Origin of the sequence: Corynebacterium sp. HMSC08A12, from assembly GCF_001807485.1 — a bacterium.
Taxonomy (GTDB): Bacteria; Actinomycetota; Actinomycetes; order Mycobacteriales; family Mycobacteriaceae; genus Corynebacterium; species Corynebacterium evansiae.
The window spans coordinates 83,372-100,402 of the sequence record NZ_KV789189.1; the positions used below are offsets into that span (position 1 = coordinate 83,372).

Below are 17,031 nucleotides of genomic sequence, written 5' to 3' on the forward strand. Positions count from 1 at the left end.
ACCCTAAGTTAGCCCTCTTCCTGCTCGGCCGCTACCGGCTCCATCGCCACCCGGGCCACCGTCACCCCCTGACCACTGTCGCCACGCTGGCCACCCTGGTCACTGTCGCCACCATCGCCCTCCCCCTGCCACTATCACCCCTGGCTACCCTGGCGCCACGCTGGCCACTGTCGCCACCATCGCCCCCCCCTGCCACTATCACCCCTGGCTACCCTGCCCCTCAGCGCCAAGATGCCCGCGCTATTGCAACTCGTGGCACCAACTGTCGGAAAAGTTGCACTTCCAAAGACTAAATGTCGCTAGATCGGGAATCCGTCAGCACCGGCGCGCCTCCGCATTTAGCGGCAATTGCCTCACCTGCAGTTTTGCGGAGATGCAAATCAGTGTCTTTAACGCATTCCCGATCTAGCGACATTCACCCCTGCTAGCGCCCCAAATACGGCGCCGTCGGCCACGCATTCCCGGTTTAGCGACATCTGCACATCCTCACGCCGCCAAATAAGGCGCCGCCGCCTCCCGTGGCGCAATCTCTCCCCAGCACTGCGCTCGCACAATCTCACGTTCCGCTGAGGCCACAGCCAAGCGGGAAGCGTGGGCGTCAATAAGAAACAAAATAGGCCCCCTACCGCAACAATGTGCGGGAGGGAGCCTTAGCGCCCGGCGACACAGCGCCAGGGCTGCCTAAGCAGCAGCGCCGGGGCCGCCGCAGCAGTCTGGACTGCCAGAGCTGCTCGGACTAGCGAGCCTTCTCGATGATCTCGGTCAGGCGGAAGTGCTTGTCCTTGGACAGCGGGCGGGTCTCCTCGATGCGAACGCGGTCGCCAACGCCGGCGGTCTCGTTCTCATCGTGGACCTTCACGCGGGAGTTACGGCGCATGATCTTGCCGTACAGTGCGTGCTGCTTGCGGTCCTCAAGCTCGACCACAATGGTCTTGTTCATCTTGGTGGAAACAACGTATCCGGAGCGAACCTTGCGGGCGCCCTTCTCGTTCTTCACAGCTGCGTTGTCATTCACGGTTGCCTCACTCATGCTGCGTCACCACCCGGGTTGGTAGACAGCCCGAGCTCGCGCTCGCGCAGGACGGTGTAGATGCGGGCGATGTCGCGCTTGACAACACCCAGACGACGGTTGTTGGTCAGCTGGCCGGTCGCAGCCTGGAAGCGAAGGTTGAACAGCTCTTCCTTCGCCTCACGCAGGCGGGTGGTCAGCTCTTCGTTGTTGAGCTCGCGGAGCTCATGTGCCGGAGTTCCGGTAGCCATTAGAACTGATCCTCCTTCTTCACGATGCGAACCTTGCAGGGCAGCTTGTTACCAGCACGGCGCAGTGCCTCCAGGGCGACCTCTTCGTTCGGGTAAGAGGCCTCGAAGAGGATACGACCCGGCTTGATGTTGGCAACCCACTTCTCCACGGGGCCCTTACCGGAACCCATACGCACGCCGAGCGGCTTCTGGGTCAGCGGACGATCCGGGAAGATGTTGATCCACACCTTGCCACCACGCTTCATGTGGCGGTTAATGGCGATACGAGCGGACTCGATCTGACGGTTGGTGATGTAGGTCGGCTCCAGGGCCTGCAGGCCATAGTCGCCGAACGTTACGCGGTTACCGCCCTTGGACACGCCACGACGGGTCGGGCGGTGCTGGCGACGGTACTTAACGCGCTTCGGGATAAGCATGTGTCTTAGCCCTCCTGCTTCTGCTCAGCGCGCTGGCGACGTGCGCCACCGCGACGTGGACGCTCACGACGACCGCGAGACGGGCGCTCGTCGCGTGCATTCATCAGGCTCTCGCGACGGCCGCCGACGACGTCACCCTTGTAGATCCACACCTTGACGCCGATGCGTCCGAAGGTGGTGTGGGCCTCGTAGGTGCCGTAGTCGATCTCAGCGCGGAGGGTGTGCAGCGGAACGCGACCCTCGTGGTAGCGCTCGGTGCGGCCCATCTCCGCGCCGCCCAGGCGACCGGAGCAAACAACCTTGATGCCCTTGACCTGCGGCTGGCGCATAGCGCCCTGGATTGCCTTGCGCATAGCGCGACGGAAGGCAACGCGGTTGGTCAGCTGCTCAGCGATGGACTGTGCCACCAGCTGTGCGTTGGCATCGATGTTCTTGACTTCGAGGATGTTCAGCTGAACCTGCTTGCCGGTGAGCTTCTCCAGCTGGCCGCGGATGCGGTCAGCCTCGGAGCCACGACGGCCAATCACAATGCCCGGGCGGGCAGTGTGGATGTCAACGCGAACCCGGTCGTGGGTGCGCTCGATGACAACGTTGGCAATGCCGGCGCGGTCAAGACCCTCGGACAGGAAGTCGCGGATCTTGATGTCCTCGGCGAGGTAGTCAGCGTACTGCTTGTCGGCGTACCAGCGGGAGCGCCACTCGGAAGTGATACCCAGCCGGAGGCCGTGGGGGTGGATTTTCTGGCCCACTACTGAGCACTTCCCTTCTGGCTCTCGACGACCACAGTGATGTGGCTGGTGCGCTTGCGGACGTGGAATGCACGACCCTGGGCGCGGGGGCGGAAACGGCGCATGGTCGGGCCCTCGTCGGCGTAAGCCTCAGAGACGACCAGCGTCTGCGGGTCCAAGCCGAAGTTGTTCTCGGCGTTGGCGGCGGCCGAAGCAACGACCTTCGCGACCGGCTCGGAAGCGGCCTGCGGAGCGTACTTCAGGATCGCCAGGGCGTCCTCGACGGACTTGCCACGGATCGTGTCGATCACGCGGCGTGCCTTCATCGGAGTGACGCGGACGAAACGCGCGGTTGCGCGTGCGGTGGTTACGGTGTCAGACATGATTATCGACGACCCTTCTTGTCGTCCTTGACGTGACCCTTGAAGGTCTTCGTAGGAGCGAACTCACCTAGCTTGTGACCGACCATGGAATCATCGATGAACACCGGCACGTGCTTACGACCGTCGTGGACGGCGAAAGTGTGGCCGATGAAATCGGGGAGAATGGTCGAGCGACGGGACCACGTCTTGATGACGTTCTTGTTGCCCTTTTCGTTCAGAGCGTCCACCTTCGCAAGGAGGTGTTCGTCGACGAATGGGCCCTTCTTCAGGCTGCGTGGCATTCTCTACTACCTCCTCTTAGCGCTTCTTGTTCTTGTTGGAGCGACGACGGCGAACGATCATCCGGTCGCTGGGACGGTTCGGCTTGCGGGTGCGTCCCTCAGGCTGACCCCAAGGAGACACAGGGTGACGACCACCGGAGGTCTTACCCTCACCACCACCGTGCGGGTGGTCAACCGGGTTCATAACAACACCGCGGACGGTCGGGCGTACGCCCTTCCAGCGCATACGGCCGGCCTTGCCCCAGCGGATGTTGATCTGCTCCTGGTTGCCGACCTCGCCGATGGTGGCGCGGCAGCGAATGTCTACGCGACGGATCTCGGAAGACGGCATACGCAGAACTGCGTACTTGCCTTCCTTACCCAGCAGCTGGATGGAGGCACCAGCGGAACGAGCCATCTTGGCGCCGCCGCCCGGCTTCAGCTCCACAGCGTGGATGGTGGTACCGGTCGGGATGTTACGCAGCGGCAGGTTGTTACCAACCTTGATGTCGGCGTTCGGGCCGGACTCCAGCAGCGTGCCCTGCTTCAGACCGCGGGGGGCGATGATGTAACGCTTCTCGCCATCGCGGTAGTGCAGCAGCGCAATGTTAGCGGTGCGGTTCGGGTCGTACTCGATGTGAGCGACCTTGGCGATCACGCCGTCCTTGTCGTTACGACGGAAGTCGATAACGCGGTAGCGGCGCTTGTGGCCGCCACCCTTGTGACGGGTCGTGATGTGGCCGTGAACGTTACGGCCACCGGTCTTCGACAGCGGGCGCAGCAGAGACTTCTCGGGAGTCGAACGGGTAATTTCCGCGAACTCGGAGACAGAACTCTGGCGGCGACCCGGCGTAGTCGGCTTGTACTTACGAATAGCCATACTTTTGCTTCCTCTTTACCTTTCGGTGTCCGGCCGCCTTAGGCGGTCGCTCCACCGAAGATGTCGATCGGATCGCTGCCGGCGACCAGGGTCACCATGGCGCGCTTGGTTGCCTTGCGCTGGCCGTAGCCGGTGCGGGTGCGCTTACGCTTGCCCTCACGGTTAACGGTGTTAACGCTGGCGACCTTCACACCAAAGATCTGCTCGACGGCAATCTTGATTTGGGTCTTGTTAGAGCTGGGGTGAACCAGGAACGTGTAGACGTTCTGCTCCATCAGGCCGTAGGACTTCTCAGATACGACCGGGGCGATGATGATATCGCGAGGATCAGCTACAGTGCTCACTTTGCCTCCTCCTTGGTCTTATCAGCGGCGTTGATGAAAGCGTTCAGTGCCTCCACGGAGAACACAACGTCGTCCGCGTTCAGAACGTCGTAGGTGTTCAGCTGGTCGTTGACCAGGGTGTGCACCTGCGGCAGGTTGTTCACGGACTTCCATGCGGTGACGTCTTCGCGGGTCAGGACAACCAGCACGGACTTGCGGTCCGTCAGACGCTCGATGAAAGCGCGTGCAGCCTTGGTGGACGGGGTCTGGCCCGGGACCAGCTCCTCGACCACGTGAATGCGGTCGTGACGCACGCGATCGGTCAGGGCGCCGCGCAAAGCAGCGGCCTTCATCTTCTTCGGAGTGCGCTGGGAGTAGTCACGCGGCTGCGGGCCGTGAACCGTGCCACCACCGGTGAAGTGGGGAGCGCGGATGGAGCCCTGACGTGCGCGACCGGTGCCCTTCTGGCGGAACGGCTTACGGCCACCGCCGGACACCTGGCCACGAGTCTTCGTAGCGTGGGTACCCTGACGCTTTGCTGCGAGCTGAGCGGTAACGACCTGGTGCATCAGTGCGACGCTGACCTCTGCATCGAAGATGGATGCGGGCAGCTCGACCGTGCCGTTGGTCTTACCGTCAGCGGTGTGGACATCAAGCTTTAGATTGCTCATGCGTGTGCACCGCCCTTCACTGCGGTCTTGACAACGACGAGACCGCCGTTGACACCCGGAACTGCACCCTTGATCAGGAGCAGGTTGGACTCTGCGTCGACCTTGGCCAGCTTCAGGTTCTGCTGGGTAACGCGGTCGTTACCCATGCGGCCTGCCATGCGCTTGCCCTTGAACACGCGGCCGGGGGTGGCTGCCTGTCCGATGGAGCCCACGCGGCGGTGAGCGGCCTGGTTACCGTGAGCAGCACCCTGGCCGGCGAAGCCGTGGCGCTTCATGCCGCCGGCGTAGCCCTTGCCCTTGGTGGTGCCCGTCACGTCGACGAACTTGACATCGTTGAAGATGTCTACGGTGACGTCCTGGCCAACCTCGTAGCTGGATGCGTCTGCAACGCGGATCTCAGCAACGTGGCGGCGCGGAGTCACGCCAGCCTTCTTGAAGTGACCTGCGGCAGGCTTGTTTACCTTGCGCGGGTCGATCTCGCCGAAGGCGATCTGTACGGCCTCGTAGCCGTCGGTTTCCTTGGAACGCACCTGGGTTACGACACAGGGCCCAGCCTCGACGACGGTGACCGGTACAACACGGTTTTCCTCGTCGAAGATCTGAGTCATGCCGAGCTTCTTGCCCAGGATGCCCTTGATCTCAATATCACTCATAGTTTCTCTTCCGCTGCCGTTTCAGTAGTTCAGACTCGTTTGCCGCTTACTGAATGTTGACGTCGACGCTGGCCGGAAGATCGATGCGCATGAGTGCGTCAACGGTCTTCGGGGTTGGGTCGAGAATGTCGATCAGACGCTTGTGCGTACGCATCTCAAAGTGCTCGCGCGAGTCCTTGTACTTGTGCGGAGAGCGGATGACGCAGTACACGTTCTTTTCAGTTGGCAGTGGCACTGGGCCGACAACACGAGCGCCGGTACGGGTAACCGTCTCGACGATCTTCTTGGCAGAAGCGTCGATAGCCTCGTGATCGTAGGCCTTGAGCCTAATGCGGATCTTCTGTCCCGCCACGCTTGTCCTCTTCCTTCAAAGCGCTTCCCTGCTATTTAAAACAGCTGGTAGTCACGCTTCTTATCTGTCTTAGTCTTAACGCTGTCCGGCCTTGGGGCCTGGTCCAGTCGCCAGTGTCGCTTGTGTCTTACATTTACTTGTTTGTGCCATCGACGGATAGCGGGTCATTCGGTTTTAATGAACACACGCCATACGCACTTGGTTTATCAAGTGATGTAACAACACCCGGTTCCCGCCCCTTTAGCTTGCTCCATGGCCGGATTCGTTTTACCGAGGCCTTATATACGAAATATATGGAGTACAAGCTTGGAAACGTGTTCCGCGCCTTGTCGGAAGGGAATCCCTTCGCTTACTGCCGCTGTTCATTTACCATGCCCCATCCTCCGGCACCCGCGGTCGGGCGTGTCGCCTTTCCGCTTTTTAAGTACCGCACAGCAAAGCAGCCCCGCTGTGCTCCTTTCGGATCACTTTCGCGAGGTTCTTCACCGACGATGGATCATGCTCACTTCACCATCGACACCTTCTTGGTCCAGCCTCGCTGCTGCGCTGCTGGCCTCATGTGCCGTGTTAAAGCAACGTCAAGTATTCAACCACACCGGGCGCGCCGAAACCAAATCACTTCTGTCTTTTTCTTTTGGACGCCCCTACGCGCCGGTTACCTATTACTTCCGTAGCCCTTTGAGCACTAGAATCGCCACGTAAGTACAGACTTCACATGCATGGCCTTGAGGTGGCGTCACCTAAAGAAGGAACAGTAATGAGCGACTACCGCAACAACCCCGAATACCAGCGGCAACGGCGCGCCCTGGTGCGGAAACACCACCCCGACGCTGGAGGGACGGATGCCGAGCTGATCGACGCCCTGCGCGCCCTCGACGAGGCCTGGGACCGTCGCGCACGCCTGCGCCGCCAAGTCCGCGAGCACCGGCCGAGCTTCATATCCGAGGACAAGGCCGAGCAGGCGATGGACGTGGCCGAACAAGCCATGGGCGTGGCTGAGAACTTCGCCCGCAGCGCCGGACGCTTCGCCGGCAACCTCCGCCACACGCTGCTGCACAAGCTGCCGCAGGAGTTCCGGCGCGGCTACCGCGAGGGAGACAAGTAGATGCCCACCCGATACGAACAGATCGCCCGGGAACTGCGCGAAGACATCCGCAACGGGCGCTTCCAGGTAGGCGAGCCCATCCCCAGCGAAAGAACCCTGGCCGACCGTTTCGACGTCGCTCCCGGCACCATGCGCCAGGCGCTGAATCAGCTGGTGGACGAAGGCACCCTCAGCTCTAAGCGGGGTGCGCGAAAGGTCGTGCTGCGCATGCCCGCCCGCTTCCCCGAGATCTCGAAGTTCCGCAGTTTCGCCCAGTGGGCCTACGGGCGCGGGCGCACCCCTGGCGGTCACGTGATCCACCAGGAATGGGTCGAGCAGACCGATAAGGATGCCGAGTTGCTGCGCGTGCCCGCCGGCGAGAAAGTGCTGAAGGTGCTGCGAGTGCGCACCATCGACGGCTCCCCCATCATGCTGGAGCGCACCCGCTACCCCGCCTGGGTCGGCGCCAAGGTCGAGCCGATGGATCCCACCTGCCCGTCTGTGACCAACGAGCTGGCCTCCCGCCACAACATTCATTTCTTCGCCGCCGACAACGTGTTCTCCGCCGCTAAGGCCGGGGAAGTTGATGCGCGGTGGCTGCCCCTCGAGGCTGGCGATCCTGTTCTGGTACACCGGCGCCTGTCGCGCGATGCGAAGGGTACGCCGTTGGAGATGAGTGAGGATCGCTATATTGCGGACGCCCTCAGTATCGCCGTGCCCACGTCTGGCAAGAACAACGTGCTCAGCTGGACTACGTTGAATCGCTTCCCCTGGGGATAGTTCCAGGACCGGTCCGGGGGCTAGCTCTCCAGGACATGCAGAAGGCCCCGGACTCCTTGAAGGAGCCCGGGGCCTTGAACCGTTTAGCGCCTAAAGCGCTAAGCGGTGATCATGTGAGTAGTTAAAACTACTTGTTGATCTTGGTAACGCGACCAGCGCCGACGGTGCGGCCACCCTCACGGATAGCGAAGCGCAGGCCCTCGTCCATAGCAACCGGCTGGATCAGGGTGACGGACATGTCAACGTTGTCGCCCGGCATAACCATCTCGGTGCCCTCCGGCAGCTTCACAACACCGGTAACGTCGGTGGTGCGGAAGTAGAACTGCGGACGGTAGTTGTCGAAGAACGGGGTGTGGCGGCCGCCCTCGTCCTTGGACAGAACGTAGACGGAGCCCTCGAACTCGGTGTGCGGGGTGTAAGCGCCCGGCTTAGCAACGATCTGACCACGCTCAACATCTTCGCGCTTCAGGCCACGCAGCAGCAGTGCGGCGTTGTCGCCAGCCTCTGCGGTGTCCAGCAGCTTGTTGAACATCTCGATGGAGGTAACGGTGGTCTTGGTGGACTTCTCGCGGATGCCCAGGATCTCGACCTCGTCGTTCAGGTTCAGGACGCCACGCTCAACACGGCCGGTAACAACGGTACCGCGGCCGGTAATGGTGAAGATGTCCTCAACCGGCATCAGGAACGGCTTGTCGGTCTCGCGCTCCGGATCCGGGATGGAGTTGTCGCAAGCCTCCATGAGCTCCAGGATCTGCTTAGCCCACTTCTCGTCGCCCTCCAGGGCCTTCAGTGCGGAGATGTGAACAACAGGTGCTTCCTCGTCGAAGTCCTGCTCAGCCAGCAGCTCGCGGACCTCCATCTCGACGAGCTCCAGCAGCTCCTCATCGTCAACCATGTCGCACTTGTTCAGTGCAACCAGGATGTACGGAACGCCAACCTGGCGAGCCAGCAGAACGTGCTCACGGGTCTGCGGCATCGGGCCATCGGTTGCAGCAACAACCAGGATGGCGCCGTCCATCTGAGCAGCACCGGTGATCATGTTCTTGATGTAGTCAGCGTGGCCCGGAGCGTCAACGTGAGCGTAGTGGCGCTTCTCGGTCTCGTACTCAACGTGGGAGATGTTGATCGTGATGCCACGCTCCTTCTCCTCCGGCGCCTTATCGATGGCGTCGAAAGCGAAGGACTTGTTGGCCTCGGGGAATGCGTCAGCCAGAACCTTGGTGATCGCGGCAGTGGTGGTGGTCTTGCCGTGGTCGACGTGACCAATGGTGCCGATGTTTACGTGCGGCTTGGAACGCTCGAACTTAGCCTTCGCCACTTTGTGTCCTCCTGGACTGCTCGGTGGCTACGACTCTCGCAGCCACATTAACTTTTATTTCCAACCAGTTGCTTCCCCGCAGTTTACGGTTCGCCCACTGGCTAGTTTTCTTACTTCTTGCCGAATATCAGATTATCCGTGTAACGAACATCTTCGCCTCGACTTTGTACTTCGAGGCCAGTCGCGCTACACGCGAACTGGGTAACGGCCAGCACACCGCATCCTACGTCACTTTTGCCATGTAGAAAAATTTGCCTCTGGGAGCAAACCTAAAATCCCACGAACATTGGGGTAATCAAGTTTTCTATGTGGTTGTTTATTGACGCAGGGCTACGCCGTGCTGACCCCTACCCCGCAAGGCTCTTGGGCCCGTGATGTTCCCGCGACAGGCGCCCGGGGTGGTGGGCGCCCGAGGGGGCGTCACAAAGCTAAAGGAACCTTGCTTGGGGTCTTGCTTTAAGGGTTAAGCGTTGCCGCCAGTGCGCTCCGCGATGATCTCGGATGCGACGTTGGTCGGAACCTCGCCGTAGGAGTCGAAGATCATGGAGAAGTTCGCACGACCGGCGGTGCGGGAACGCAGGTCGCCGATGTAGCCGAACATCTCGGACAGCGGCACCTTAGCCTTGACAAGCTTGGCGCCGGCGCGGTCGTCCATGGAGGAAACCTGGCCACGGCGGGAGTTGATGTCGCCGATGACGTCGCCCATGTACTCCTCAGGGGTGATGACCTCAACGGCCATCAGCGGCTCCAGCAGAACCGGCTTTGCCTTGGCAACAGCTTCCTTCAGTGCCTGGGAACCAGCCAGCTTGAAGGCCATCTCGGAGGAGTCAACCTCGTGGTAAGCACCATCCAGCAGGGTGGCCTTGATGTTCACCAGCGGGAAGCCAGCCAAGTAGCCGTACTGCATAGCGTCCTGGATACCGGCATCGACAGACGGGATGTACTCCTTCGGCACGCGGCCACCGGTGACCTCGTTGACGAACTCGTAGGTCTGGTCGGAGCCCTCTTCCGGCTCGTAAGGCTCGAGCGCGATGATGACGCGCGCGAACTGACCGGAACCACCAGTCTGCTTCTTGTGGGTGTACTCCAGCTTCTCGACCGGCTTGCGGATGGTCTCGCGGTAAGCAACCTGCGGGTTACCAATGTTCGCCTCGACCTTGAACTCGCGGCGCATGCGGTCAACCAGAACGTCCAGGTGCAGCTCGCCCATACCGCCGATGACGGTCTGGCCGGTCTCCTCGTCCAGCTTGACGGTGAAGGTCGGGTCCTCTTCCGCCAGCTTCTGAATGGCGGTACCCAGCTTCTCCTGGTCGGACTTGGTCTTCGGCTCGATGGCCACCTCGATCACCGGATCCGGGAAGTCCATGGACTCCAGGATGACCGGATCCTGAGCGTCACACAGGGTGTCGCCCGTGGTGGTGTCCTTCAGACCGATGAAGGCGTAGATGTGGCCAGCGGATGCGCGATCCACCGGCTGCTCCTTGTTGGAGTGCATCTGGAACAGCTTACCGACGCGCTCCTTCTTGTCCTTGGTGGAGTTCGTGATCTGTGCACCGGACTCCACGGAACCGGAGTACACGCGAACATAGGTCAGCTTGCCGAAGAACGGGTGAACGGCAACCTTGAACGCCAGAGCAGAGAACGGCTCGTCCTTGGACGGCTTACGCAGCTTCTCGGCCTCCGCATCCTTCGGATCGTGGCCGACGATGGAGCCGACATCCATCGGGTTCGGCAGGAAGTCGATCACAGCGTCCAGCATCGGCTGGATGCCCTTGTTCTTGTAGGCGGAGCCACAGTAAACCGGGTAGACCTCAGAGTTGATGGTCAGCTTACGGATCTGTGCCTTCAGCTCGTCGACGGTGATTTCCTCACCGGCGAAGTAGCGCTCCATCAGCTCTTCATCAGACTCAGCAACGGTCTCGATGAGCTTCTCGCGGTACTCCTCAGCCTTCTCCTTCAGATCCTCCGGGATCTCTTCGTAGGTCGGCTCGGTACCGATCTCGACCTTGCCGCGCCAGGTCAGGGCGCGCATGTTCAGCAGGTCGACGATACCGTCGAAATCATCCTCGGCACCGATCGGCAGCGCCATCACCAGAGGCTTTGCACCCAGGCGGTCGATGATGGTCTGCACGGTGTAGTAGAAGTCCGCACCCAGCTTGTCCATCTTGTTGACGAAGCAGATACGCGGAACGTCGTACTTGGTTGCCTGGCGCCAGACCTGCTCGGACTGCGGCTCCACGCCCTCCTTGGCGTCGAACACAGCAACAGCACCGTCCAGAACACGCAGGGAACGCTCCACCTCAACGGTGAAGTCCACGTGACCCGGGGTGTCGATGATGTTGATCTGGTTGCCTTCCCAGAAACAGGTGGTCGCGGCGGAAGTAATGGTAATTCCGCGCTCCTTCTCCTGCTCCATCCAGTCCATCGTGGAGGCGCCATCGTGGGTCTCACCGACCTTACGGTTGATGCCGGTGTAGAAAAGGATGCGCTCCGTGGTGGTGGTCTTACCAGCATCGATGTGCGCCATGATGCCGATGTTGCGGACCTTCTTCAGGTCGGTCAACGCTTCAAGTGCCACTGGGTTACCCCGCTCATTTCGTTGTTGAGCGACTTGGCCGGAACTTCCATGTTGTTCACATTGTTGTTCTTCAAGTGCTTTAAAAAGCCCCGCAAGCCGCAGGCGATTATGTACTCGTTCTATTGTGCCAGCTTTGTGCCGTCACGTCGCGTCGAGGGTTTATTGACGCCCTCACGCGGTCAATAAAAACTATAGCCCCACTACCCCGATATGAAGTTTGGGCGGTGAGGCTATAGAGCCGCTGCTACCAGCGGTAGTGGGCGAAGGCGCGGTTGGCCTCTGCCATCTTGTGAGTGTCTTCGCGACGCTTCACGGATGCACCCAGGCCGTTGGATGCGTCCAGGATCTCGTTGGCGAGACGTTCGGTCATGGTGTTCTCACGACGCTGACGGGTGAAGGTCACCAGCCAACGCAGTGCCAGAGTGGTGGAACGGCCGGGGCGAACCTCAACCGGAACCTGGTAGGTAGCGCCACCAACACGGCGGGAGCGAACCTCAAGAGCCGGCTTGACGTTGTCGAGAGCCTTCTTCAGGGTGAGGATCGGATCGGTGCCGGTCTTCTCGCGGCACTGCTCCAGTGCGCCATAGACGATGCGCTCTGCGGTGGACTTCTTACCGTCAAGGAGAACCTTGTTCACCAGCTGGGAGACGAGAACGTCGCCGTAAACTGGATCCTTGACTAGCTGTCGGGAAGGTGCTGGACCCTTACGTGGCATTGTTTACTTCTCCTTCTTAGCGCCGTAGCGGGAACGTGCCTGCTTGCGGTCCTTGACACCCTGGGTGTCGAGGGAACCACGCACGATCTTGTAACGAACACCCGGGAGGTCCTTCACACGACCACCGCGGACGAGCACCATGGAGTGCTCCTGCAGGTTGTGGCCCTCACCCGGGATGTAGGCGGAAACCTCGATACCGGAGGTCAGGCGAACACGGGCAACCTTACGCAGTGCGGAGTTCGGCTTCTTCGGAGTGGTGGTGTACACGCGGGTGCACACGCCACGGCGCTGCGGGGAGCCCTTCAGGGCTGCCGTGGCAACCTCGGACTTCTTGCTGTGGCGGCCCTTGCGGACCAGCTGCTGAATAGTTGGCATAGATGAACTTTCTTTCGGTTCTTTTCGGTGCAGTTGCGCAGTACCGCCACTTCGGAAGTGGCCGCCCTGCGGGTTGAGCATCTGTAGCTTGAGGATCTCAAAAGGATCTGCACACACGAAAAATAAGGGGCTCTTCCTTACGGGGCCTCTTCCGTGGTGTATCACCCCACGCAATAACGTGGAGATCCCTGCATCGCACCCCAGCTGCACAACCGGCCTGCGCTAACTCGGTTAGCTAGTGGCCGTCACTGCACCAGCGGAGACAATACAATCTACGCCGGTCAGATTACAGCACGGTGCGTGAGAAACCAAAATGAGGTTGGATTTCGAAATTAAGGATCCGGCGACCGCCGTTCATGTTAGATTTAGTTTTGCCACAGAAACCTCTGTATGGCGTTCCTTCTAACTTTAAGGATGGCCCGATGAAGAGCCTTCGCATTAACCGCGGTGTTGTCGCCGGCGCAGCCGCAATATCCCTTCTACTCTCGGCTACCGGTGTAGCCGCTCCTTCTCTGCTACCACAGGCAACTGCGCAGTCCACCAGTAAGAACTTGTCGCTGAAATGCACTTACAACGCACTCGGCGAGAAGACGGCTGAGACTAGCAACACAGTAACTGTCGATATGCCTAATGAAGTTGAGACTGGAAAAGACATTCCGGTGAACGTTACAACCGGTGAGACAAAGATCTCCAACTTCCTGTTTGGGGCGGTTAAGAGTGTCAATGCGAAAGACAGCACTGTGCGTCTGCAAGTTTCTCCAAATGCAGAACTTGTCGGTTCTCCACAGGGAGTGACCCTAGCAAATGGCGTTCTGAGCATATCGAACGTTCTCTCTGCGTCGAAGACTAGTAAGAATGAAATCACAGTCACCGCGAAGCCAGTTGCCTTCTCGCTACGTTCCAAGGATGGGCAGAAGGTCACCATTGGCGCCCCGGACAACATCATCAGCCTGACCATGGGTACTAGTTCTGGTCTGGCGCCTACGGTGCCAACTAACTGTATGACCACTCCCGTGCAGCTGAATGAAACCAACGTTAAGGCAGCTCCTGCCCCGGAACCAGAGCCGAACCCCGAACCGAATCCGAAGCCTCAACCAGATCCGGAGCCGAACCCCGAACCAAATCCAGAGCCTCAACCAGATCCAGAGCCGAACCCCGAACCAAATCCGGAAGACCCAGGTAAGCCGGAGGATCCCCAGCCGAAGCCGGAGGATCCAAACAAGCCGGAGCCGGAGGATCCAGGCAAGCCAGAAGACCCAGGCAAGCCGGAAAACCCAGGGTCGTCGCCTAGCGGCTCTTCCAAGGAAGGCATTCTTTCCTTCTTCCAGAAGATTTTCGGCATCGACAAGTCGGATGAGGGAAAGGAAACCCAGAAGACTTTCTGGCTCTCCCTCTTCGGAGCCGGGGTTCTGGGAGTCCTGATTTCTTGCGTGATGAAGTTCTTCCACTAGAACCAGAGCGAAGACATCGGGATGGCCTACAATCATCCCGATGTTTCCTCCCCCTTTCGACCTAGCAATCATCGGCGACGGCCTGCCCGCCGCCGAGCTTCTACCGCGCATCCCGGAGCGCGGCCCACTGGTGGTGGAAGCACCCCCTGGTACTGGTAAGACAACCCTCGTTCCGCCTGCACTGTCCAGCATCCTGCAGTCCCAAGCAGGCACGGCTCCCGAAGCCGACGAAGCTGCACCGCCGAAAGTTCTGGTCACCGCGCCTCGCCGCGTGGCCGTCCGCGCCGCCGCCCGGCGCCTCGCCCACCTCGACGGCTCCCGCGTAGGCGACCGCGTCGGCTACAGCATCCGTGGAGAACACCACCCCGGCTCCCTGGTGGAATTCGTCACTCCCGGTGTGCTTCTCAACCGCCTCCTGGCCGACCCCGCACTCGAAGGCGTGGGCGCGGTACTCATCGACGAAGTCCACGAGCGCCAACTGGATTCTGACCTCGTGCTCGCCATGTGCCAGGAAGTCGCACTGCTGCGCGAAGGCGACCCCGCCGGGGAGCTCTACCTCTGCGCAATGTCCGCTACCGTCGACACGCAGAAGCTCGCCGACTATATGGGCGCCCAGGTCGTCTCCACCCCAGCGGTCACCCATCCGCTCGAGGTCACATACCACCCGCATCCCGAGCGCGCCCAGGGCTCGCCCGCGTTCTACCGGCACGTCGCGAACCTCGCCCTGCAGGCTCACTCGCACCATCTTGATTCCGGCCATCCTGACCACCGCACGCTGGTCTTCGTGCCCGGCCGCAAGGAGATCGACTGGGTGAGCTCTCACCTGCCCGATTCCGCCCCGCTCCACGGCGGCCTGAACTCACGCGAACAAGATGCCGCCCTGACCGGCCGCTCCCCCATCGTCGTCGCCACCTCCATCGCCGAATCCTCGCTGACCGTCCCCGGCGTGCACGCGGTCGTCGACGCTGGTCTTTCCCGTACTCCCCGCCGTGATCAAGCTCGCGGCATGACTGGCCTGGTCACCACCTCCACCTCCAAAGCCAGCGCCGATCAGCGTGCCGGCCGTGCCGGTCGCCTCGGCCCTGGACAGGTCTATCGCGCCTACTCCGCAGCCGACTATTCCCACTTCGCACCGGACATCACCCCGGAGGTTCTCTCGTCGGACCTCGTCGCCGCCGCCCTGACCCTCGCTGCTTGGGGTTCGCCCGATATTTCTCTTCTCGACGCCCCTCCGGCCGCGACCCTCACCGAAGCCAACCGGGAGCTGCACGCCTTGGGCGCGCTGGACGGGAACGGCGCGATCACCGCGACGGGTCAAAAGCTCGCGCGCATTCCCGCCGACCCGCGCCTCGGGGCGGCACTGCTGGCGCACGGCTCAGGCGCTGCCGAGGTTGTTGCCGCGCTGTCGATTGGCCTGCAGGGGGACCTCGCCGAGGCGAAGCCGCAGGCCTCCGAGGTGCGCCGCTTCGCGCGGATGGTGGACGACCGTGGCCCGGCCACTCCCGGCGAGGTTGTAGCCTCCGCATACCCCGACCGCGTTGCAAAGCTAGTGGATAGCGGCAGCCGCAGCGCTGGCAGCGCCAGAGGTAGCGGCGAGGATGTCGAGTATCTGCTGGCCTCCGGCACCCGCGCCACCCTCGCGCCGGAGCTGCGCCGACCGCTCGGCGGCTCCGAATGGCTGGCAGTGGCGGAGGTCCAGCTGGGCCGCACTCCCCTGATCCGCGCAGCCGCCCGGCTAGGCGAACCGGACCTAACGCAAGTACGGGAGGACGTCACCGCGCGCATCGCCGACGGTAAGCTCCGCGCGCGGCGCACCTGCCACCTCGGAGCCATCGAGCTATCCAGCACCCCAGTCTCCATAAACCAGCTGGGTGCAGAAGAGAGAACCCAGGCCATCGCGGCCTTGGCGGCCAAGGGGCTTGGGTGGCTACAGATGACGGAGGGGGCGTCAAGAATAAAAGAAAGAGTCGACTACCTCCGTGAGCAGCTCGGCGAACCGTGGCCGGACCTGGCGGCAGGCGACTACACGCCCGAGGCCGAGCGGGTCGTGGCGGGCGAAAGGATCGCCGACATCAACGCTTACCAGGCGATCATGCGCCAACTGCCGTGGCCCGAGGCAGGGCAGATGGACGAGCTCGCACCGGAACGACTGGAAGTACCCAGCGGATCAGCTCCGAAGGTTCACTACGAAACAGGGCGGCCGATTGTGCGCGTCAAGCTGCAGGAATGCTTTGGCCTGGCGGACTCCCCCACCATCGCAGGGAAAAAAGTTCTGTTCCACCTACTATCGCCAGCGGGCCGCGAGCTGGCCGTCACCGACGATCTGAAGAGCTTCTGGGATGGCCCCTACCAGGGCGTGCGTAAGGACATGCGCGGGCGTTATCCGAAGCACCCGTGGCCCGAGGATCCGTGGTCGGCGACGGCGACGAAGAAGACAAAGCGGGCGCTGGGTAATTAACGGCGCTTGCTGCCGAAGGTCTTAGTGAAGTTCAGACCGCGGATCGGGGTACGGATTGTCACGGACTGGCGGCCATCAGCGCGCTGCGTAATGCGCATCGGCCCAACGCGGGTGGATCCACCTACGCCCCCGGAAGAGGTGTTAATGCGGAACGGACCGAAGTTCTTGGAATTGCGAAACATCATACCCATGCAGCACATCATAGAGCACCGCATGCCATAGACACGCAAAAGCGGGCGCCGCCCGCAGTACGAGGTCTTTAAGCAAAAGACCTCTAGTACAAGGGGAAGCGCCCGCTAAAGGCTGCTGGCCGCCCGCCAGTTGCGGGCAACCATGCAGCAGATCC

At 61.4% G+C, this 17,031-nt stretch carries 20 protein-coding genes; 4 read left to right on the top strand and 16 right to left on the bottom strand.

The window, feature by feature from the left end; genetic code table 11:
- Positions 1-736 precede the first annotated feature (736 nt).
- Genes rpsQ through rpsJ form a run of 11 tightly spaced genes read right to left on the bottom strand, consistent with a single transcriptional unit; the run spans position 737 to position 5,926 of the window.
- Positions 737-1,030: a 30S ribosomal protein S17 gene (rpsQ, locus tag HMPREF3166_RS08590; RefSeq protein ID WP_034971073.1), complete on the bottom strand. Its 294-nt coding sequence runs from the start codon at positions 1,028-1,030 to the stop codon at positions 737-739.
- Positions 1,027-1,260 carry a 50S ribosomal protein L29 gene (rpmC, locus tag HMPREF3166_RS08595; RefSeq protein WP_005291954.1) on the bottom strand — a complete coding sequence of 78 codons (234 nt, stop codon included), beginning with the start codon at positions 1,258-1,260 and terminating at the stop codon, positions 1,027-1,029. The genes rpsQ and rpmC overlap by 4 nt, the downstream gene beginning before the upstream one ends.
- Positions 1,260-1,676 (bottom strand): 50S ribosomal protein L16, encoded by a 417-nt coding sequence (gene rplP, locus HMPREF3166_RS08600; RefSeq protein ID WP_005291957.1) that lies wholly within the window; start codon positions 1,674-1,676, stop codon positions 1,260-1,262. Before rplP ends, rpmC begins: the two co-directional genes overlap by 1 nt.
- 5 nt (positions 1,677-1,681) lie before the next feature.
- Positions 1,682-2,425: a 30S ribosomal protein S3 gene (gene rpsC, locus HMPREF3166_RS08605; protein WP_005291959.1), complete on the bottom strand. Its 744-nt coding sequence runs from the start codon at positions 2,423-2,425 to the stop codon at positions 1,682-1,684.
- The gene (rplV, locus tag HMPREF3166_RS08610; protein ID WP_005291960.1) at positions 2,425-2,787 is read right to left on the bottom strand and encodes a 50S ribosomal protein L22; all 363 of its coding nucleotides are present in this window, start codon (positions 2,785-2,787) and stop codon (positions 2,425-2,427) included. Before rplV ends, rpsC begins: the two co-directional genes overlap by 1 nt.
- A gap of 2 nt (positions 2,788-2,789) precedes the next feature.
- Positions 2,790-3,068: a 30S ribosomal protein S19 gene (rpsS, locus tag HMPREF3166_RS08615; protein WP_049048978.1), complete on the bottom strand. Its 279-nt coding sequence runs from the start codon at positions 3,066-3,068 to the stop codon at positions 2,790-2,792.
- 16 nt (positions 3,069-3,084) lie between these two features.
- Positions 3,085-3,927: a 50S ribosomal protein L2 gene (gene rplB, locus HMPREF3166_RS08620; protein ID WP_034986205.1), complete on the bottom strand. Its 843-nt coding sequence runs from the start codon at positions 3,925-3,927 to the stop codon at positions 3,085-3,087.
- Between the two features lie 38 nt (positions 3,928-3,965).
- Positions 3,966-4,271, bottom strand: a complete 306-nt coding sequence (rplW, locus tag HMPREF3166_RS08625) for a 50S ribosomal protein L23 (protein ID WP_011274165.1) — start codon at positions 4,269-4,271, stop codon at positions 3,966-3,968.
- Positions 4,268-4,921 carry a 50S ribosomal protein L4 gene (gene rplD, locus HMPREF3166_RS08630; RefSeq protein ID WP_070488742.1) on the bottom strand — a complete coding sequence of 218 codons (654 nt, stop codon included), beginning with the start codon at positions 4,919-4,921 and terminating at the stop codon, positions 4,268-4,270. The genes rplW and rplD overlap by 4 nt, the downstream gene beginning before the upstream one ends.
- The gene (gene rplC / locus HMPREF3166_RS08635) at positions 4,918-5,574 is read right to left on the bottom strand and encodes a 50S ribosomal protein L3 (RefSeq protein ID WP_011274167.1); all 657 of its coding nucleotides are present in this window, start codon (positions 5,572-5,574) and stop codon (positions 4,918-4,920) included. Before rplC ends, rplD begins: the two co-directional genes overlap by 4 nt.
- Before the next feature lie 46 nt (positions 5,575-5,620).
- Positions 5,621-5,926, bottom strand: coding sequence for a 30S ribosomal protein S10 (gene rpsJ, locus HMPREF3166_RS08640; RefSeq protein WP_010120790.1), 306 nt, complete (start codon positions 5,924-5,926; stop codon positions 5,621-5,623).
- Positions 5,927-6,683: 757 nt separating this feature from the next.
- Between rpsJ and HMPREF3166_RS08645 the strand changes: the two genes are divergently transcribed.
- Entirely contained in the window at positions 6,684-7,031 is a 348-nt protein-coding gene (locus tag HMPREF3166_RS08645; RefSeq protein ID WP_070488745.1) for a hypothetical protein, read from the top strand.
- The gene (locus HMPREF3166_RS08650) at positions 7,032-7,790 is read left to right on the top strand and encodes a GntR family transcriptional regulator (protein ID WP_070488748.1); all 759 of its coding nucleotides are present in this window, start codon (positions 7,032-7,034) and stop codon (positions 7,788-7,790) included.
- Between the two features lie 127 nt (positions 7,791-7,917).
- Here HMPREF3166_RS08650 and tuf read toward each other — a convergent pair whose 3' ends face one another.
- From tuf to rpsL, 4 genes are all read right to left on the bottom strand, one after another.
- The gene (tuf, locus tag HMPREF3166_RS08655) at positions 7,918-9,108 is read right to left on the bottom strand and encodes an elongation factor Tu (RefSeq protein ID WP_035003019.1); all 1,191 of its coding nucleotides are present in this window, start codon (positions 9,106-9,108) and stop codon (positions 7,918-7,920) included.
- A 463-nt stretch (positions 9,109-9,571) separates the two neighbouring features.
- Positions 9,572-11,686: an elongation factor G gene (gene fusA, locus HMPREF3166_RS08660; RefSeq protein ID WP_035003018.1), complete on the bottom strand. Its 2,115-nt coding sequence runs from the start codon at positions 11,684-11,686 to the stop codon at positions 9,572-9,574.
- Positions 11,687-11,930: 244 nt separating this feature from the next.
- A complete protein-coding gene (gene rpsG / locus HMPREF3166_RS08665; protein WP_005291999.1) occupies positions 11,931-12,401 on the bottom strand; it encodes a 30S ribosomal protein S7 in 471 nt (156 codons plus the stop codon).
- Positions 12,402-12,404: 3 nt separating this feature from the next.
- The gene (rpsL, locus tag HMPREF3166_RS08670; protein ID WP_034986217.1) at positions 12,405-12,776 is read right to left on the bottom strand and encodes a 30S ribosomal protein S12; all 372 of its coding nucleotides are present in this window, start codon (positions 12,774-12,776) and stop codon (positions 12,405-12,407) included.
- Between the two features lie 422 nt (positions 12,777-13,198).
- Between rpsL and HMPREF3166_RS08675 the strand changes: the two genes are divergently transcribed.
- Both HMPREF3166_RS08675 and HMPREF3166_RS08680 read left to right on the top strand, forming a co-directional pair.
- Positions 13,199-14,227, top strand: a complete 1,029-nt coding sequence (locus HMPREF3166_RS08675) for a hypothetical protein (RefSeq protein WP_053088964.1) — start codon at positions 13,199-13,201, stop codon at positions 14,225-14,227.
- Between the two features lie 40 nt (positions 14,228-14,267).
- On the top strand, positions 14,268-16,685 hold the full coding sequence (locus HMPREF3166_RS08680) for an ATP-dependent RNA helicase (protein ID WP_070488751.1): 2,418 nt from the start codon (positions 14,268-14,270) through the stop codon (positions 16,683-16,685).
- Here the strand turns inward: HMPREF3166_RS08680 and HMPREF3166_RS08685 are convergent.
- The gene (locus HMPREF3166_RS08685; protein ID WP_034986220.1) at positions 16,682-16,876 is read right to left on the bottom strand and encodes a DUF4236 domain-containing protein; all 195 of its coding nucleotides are present in this window, start codon (positions 16,874-16,876) and stop codon (positions 16,682-16,684) included. The two genes, HMPREF3166_RS08680 and HMPREF3166_RS08685, sit on opposite strands and share 4 nt — an antisense overlap.
- Positions 16,877-17,031: the final 155 nt, after the last annotated feature.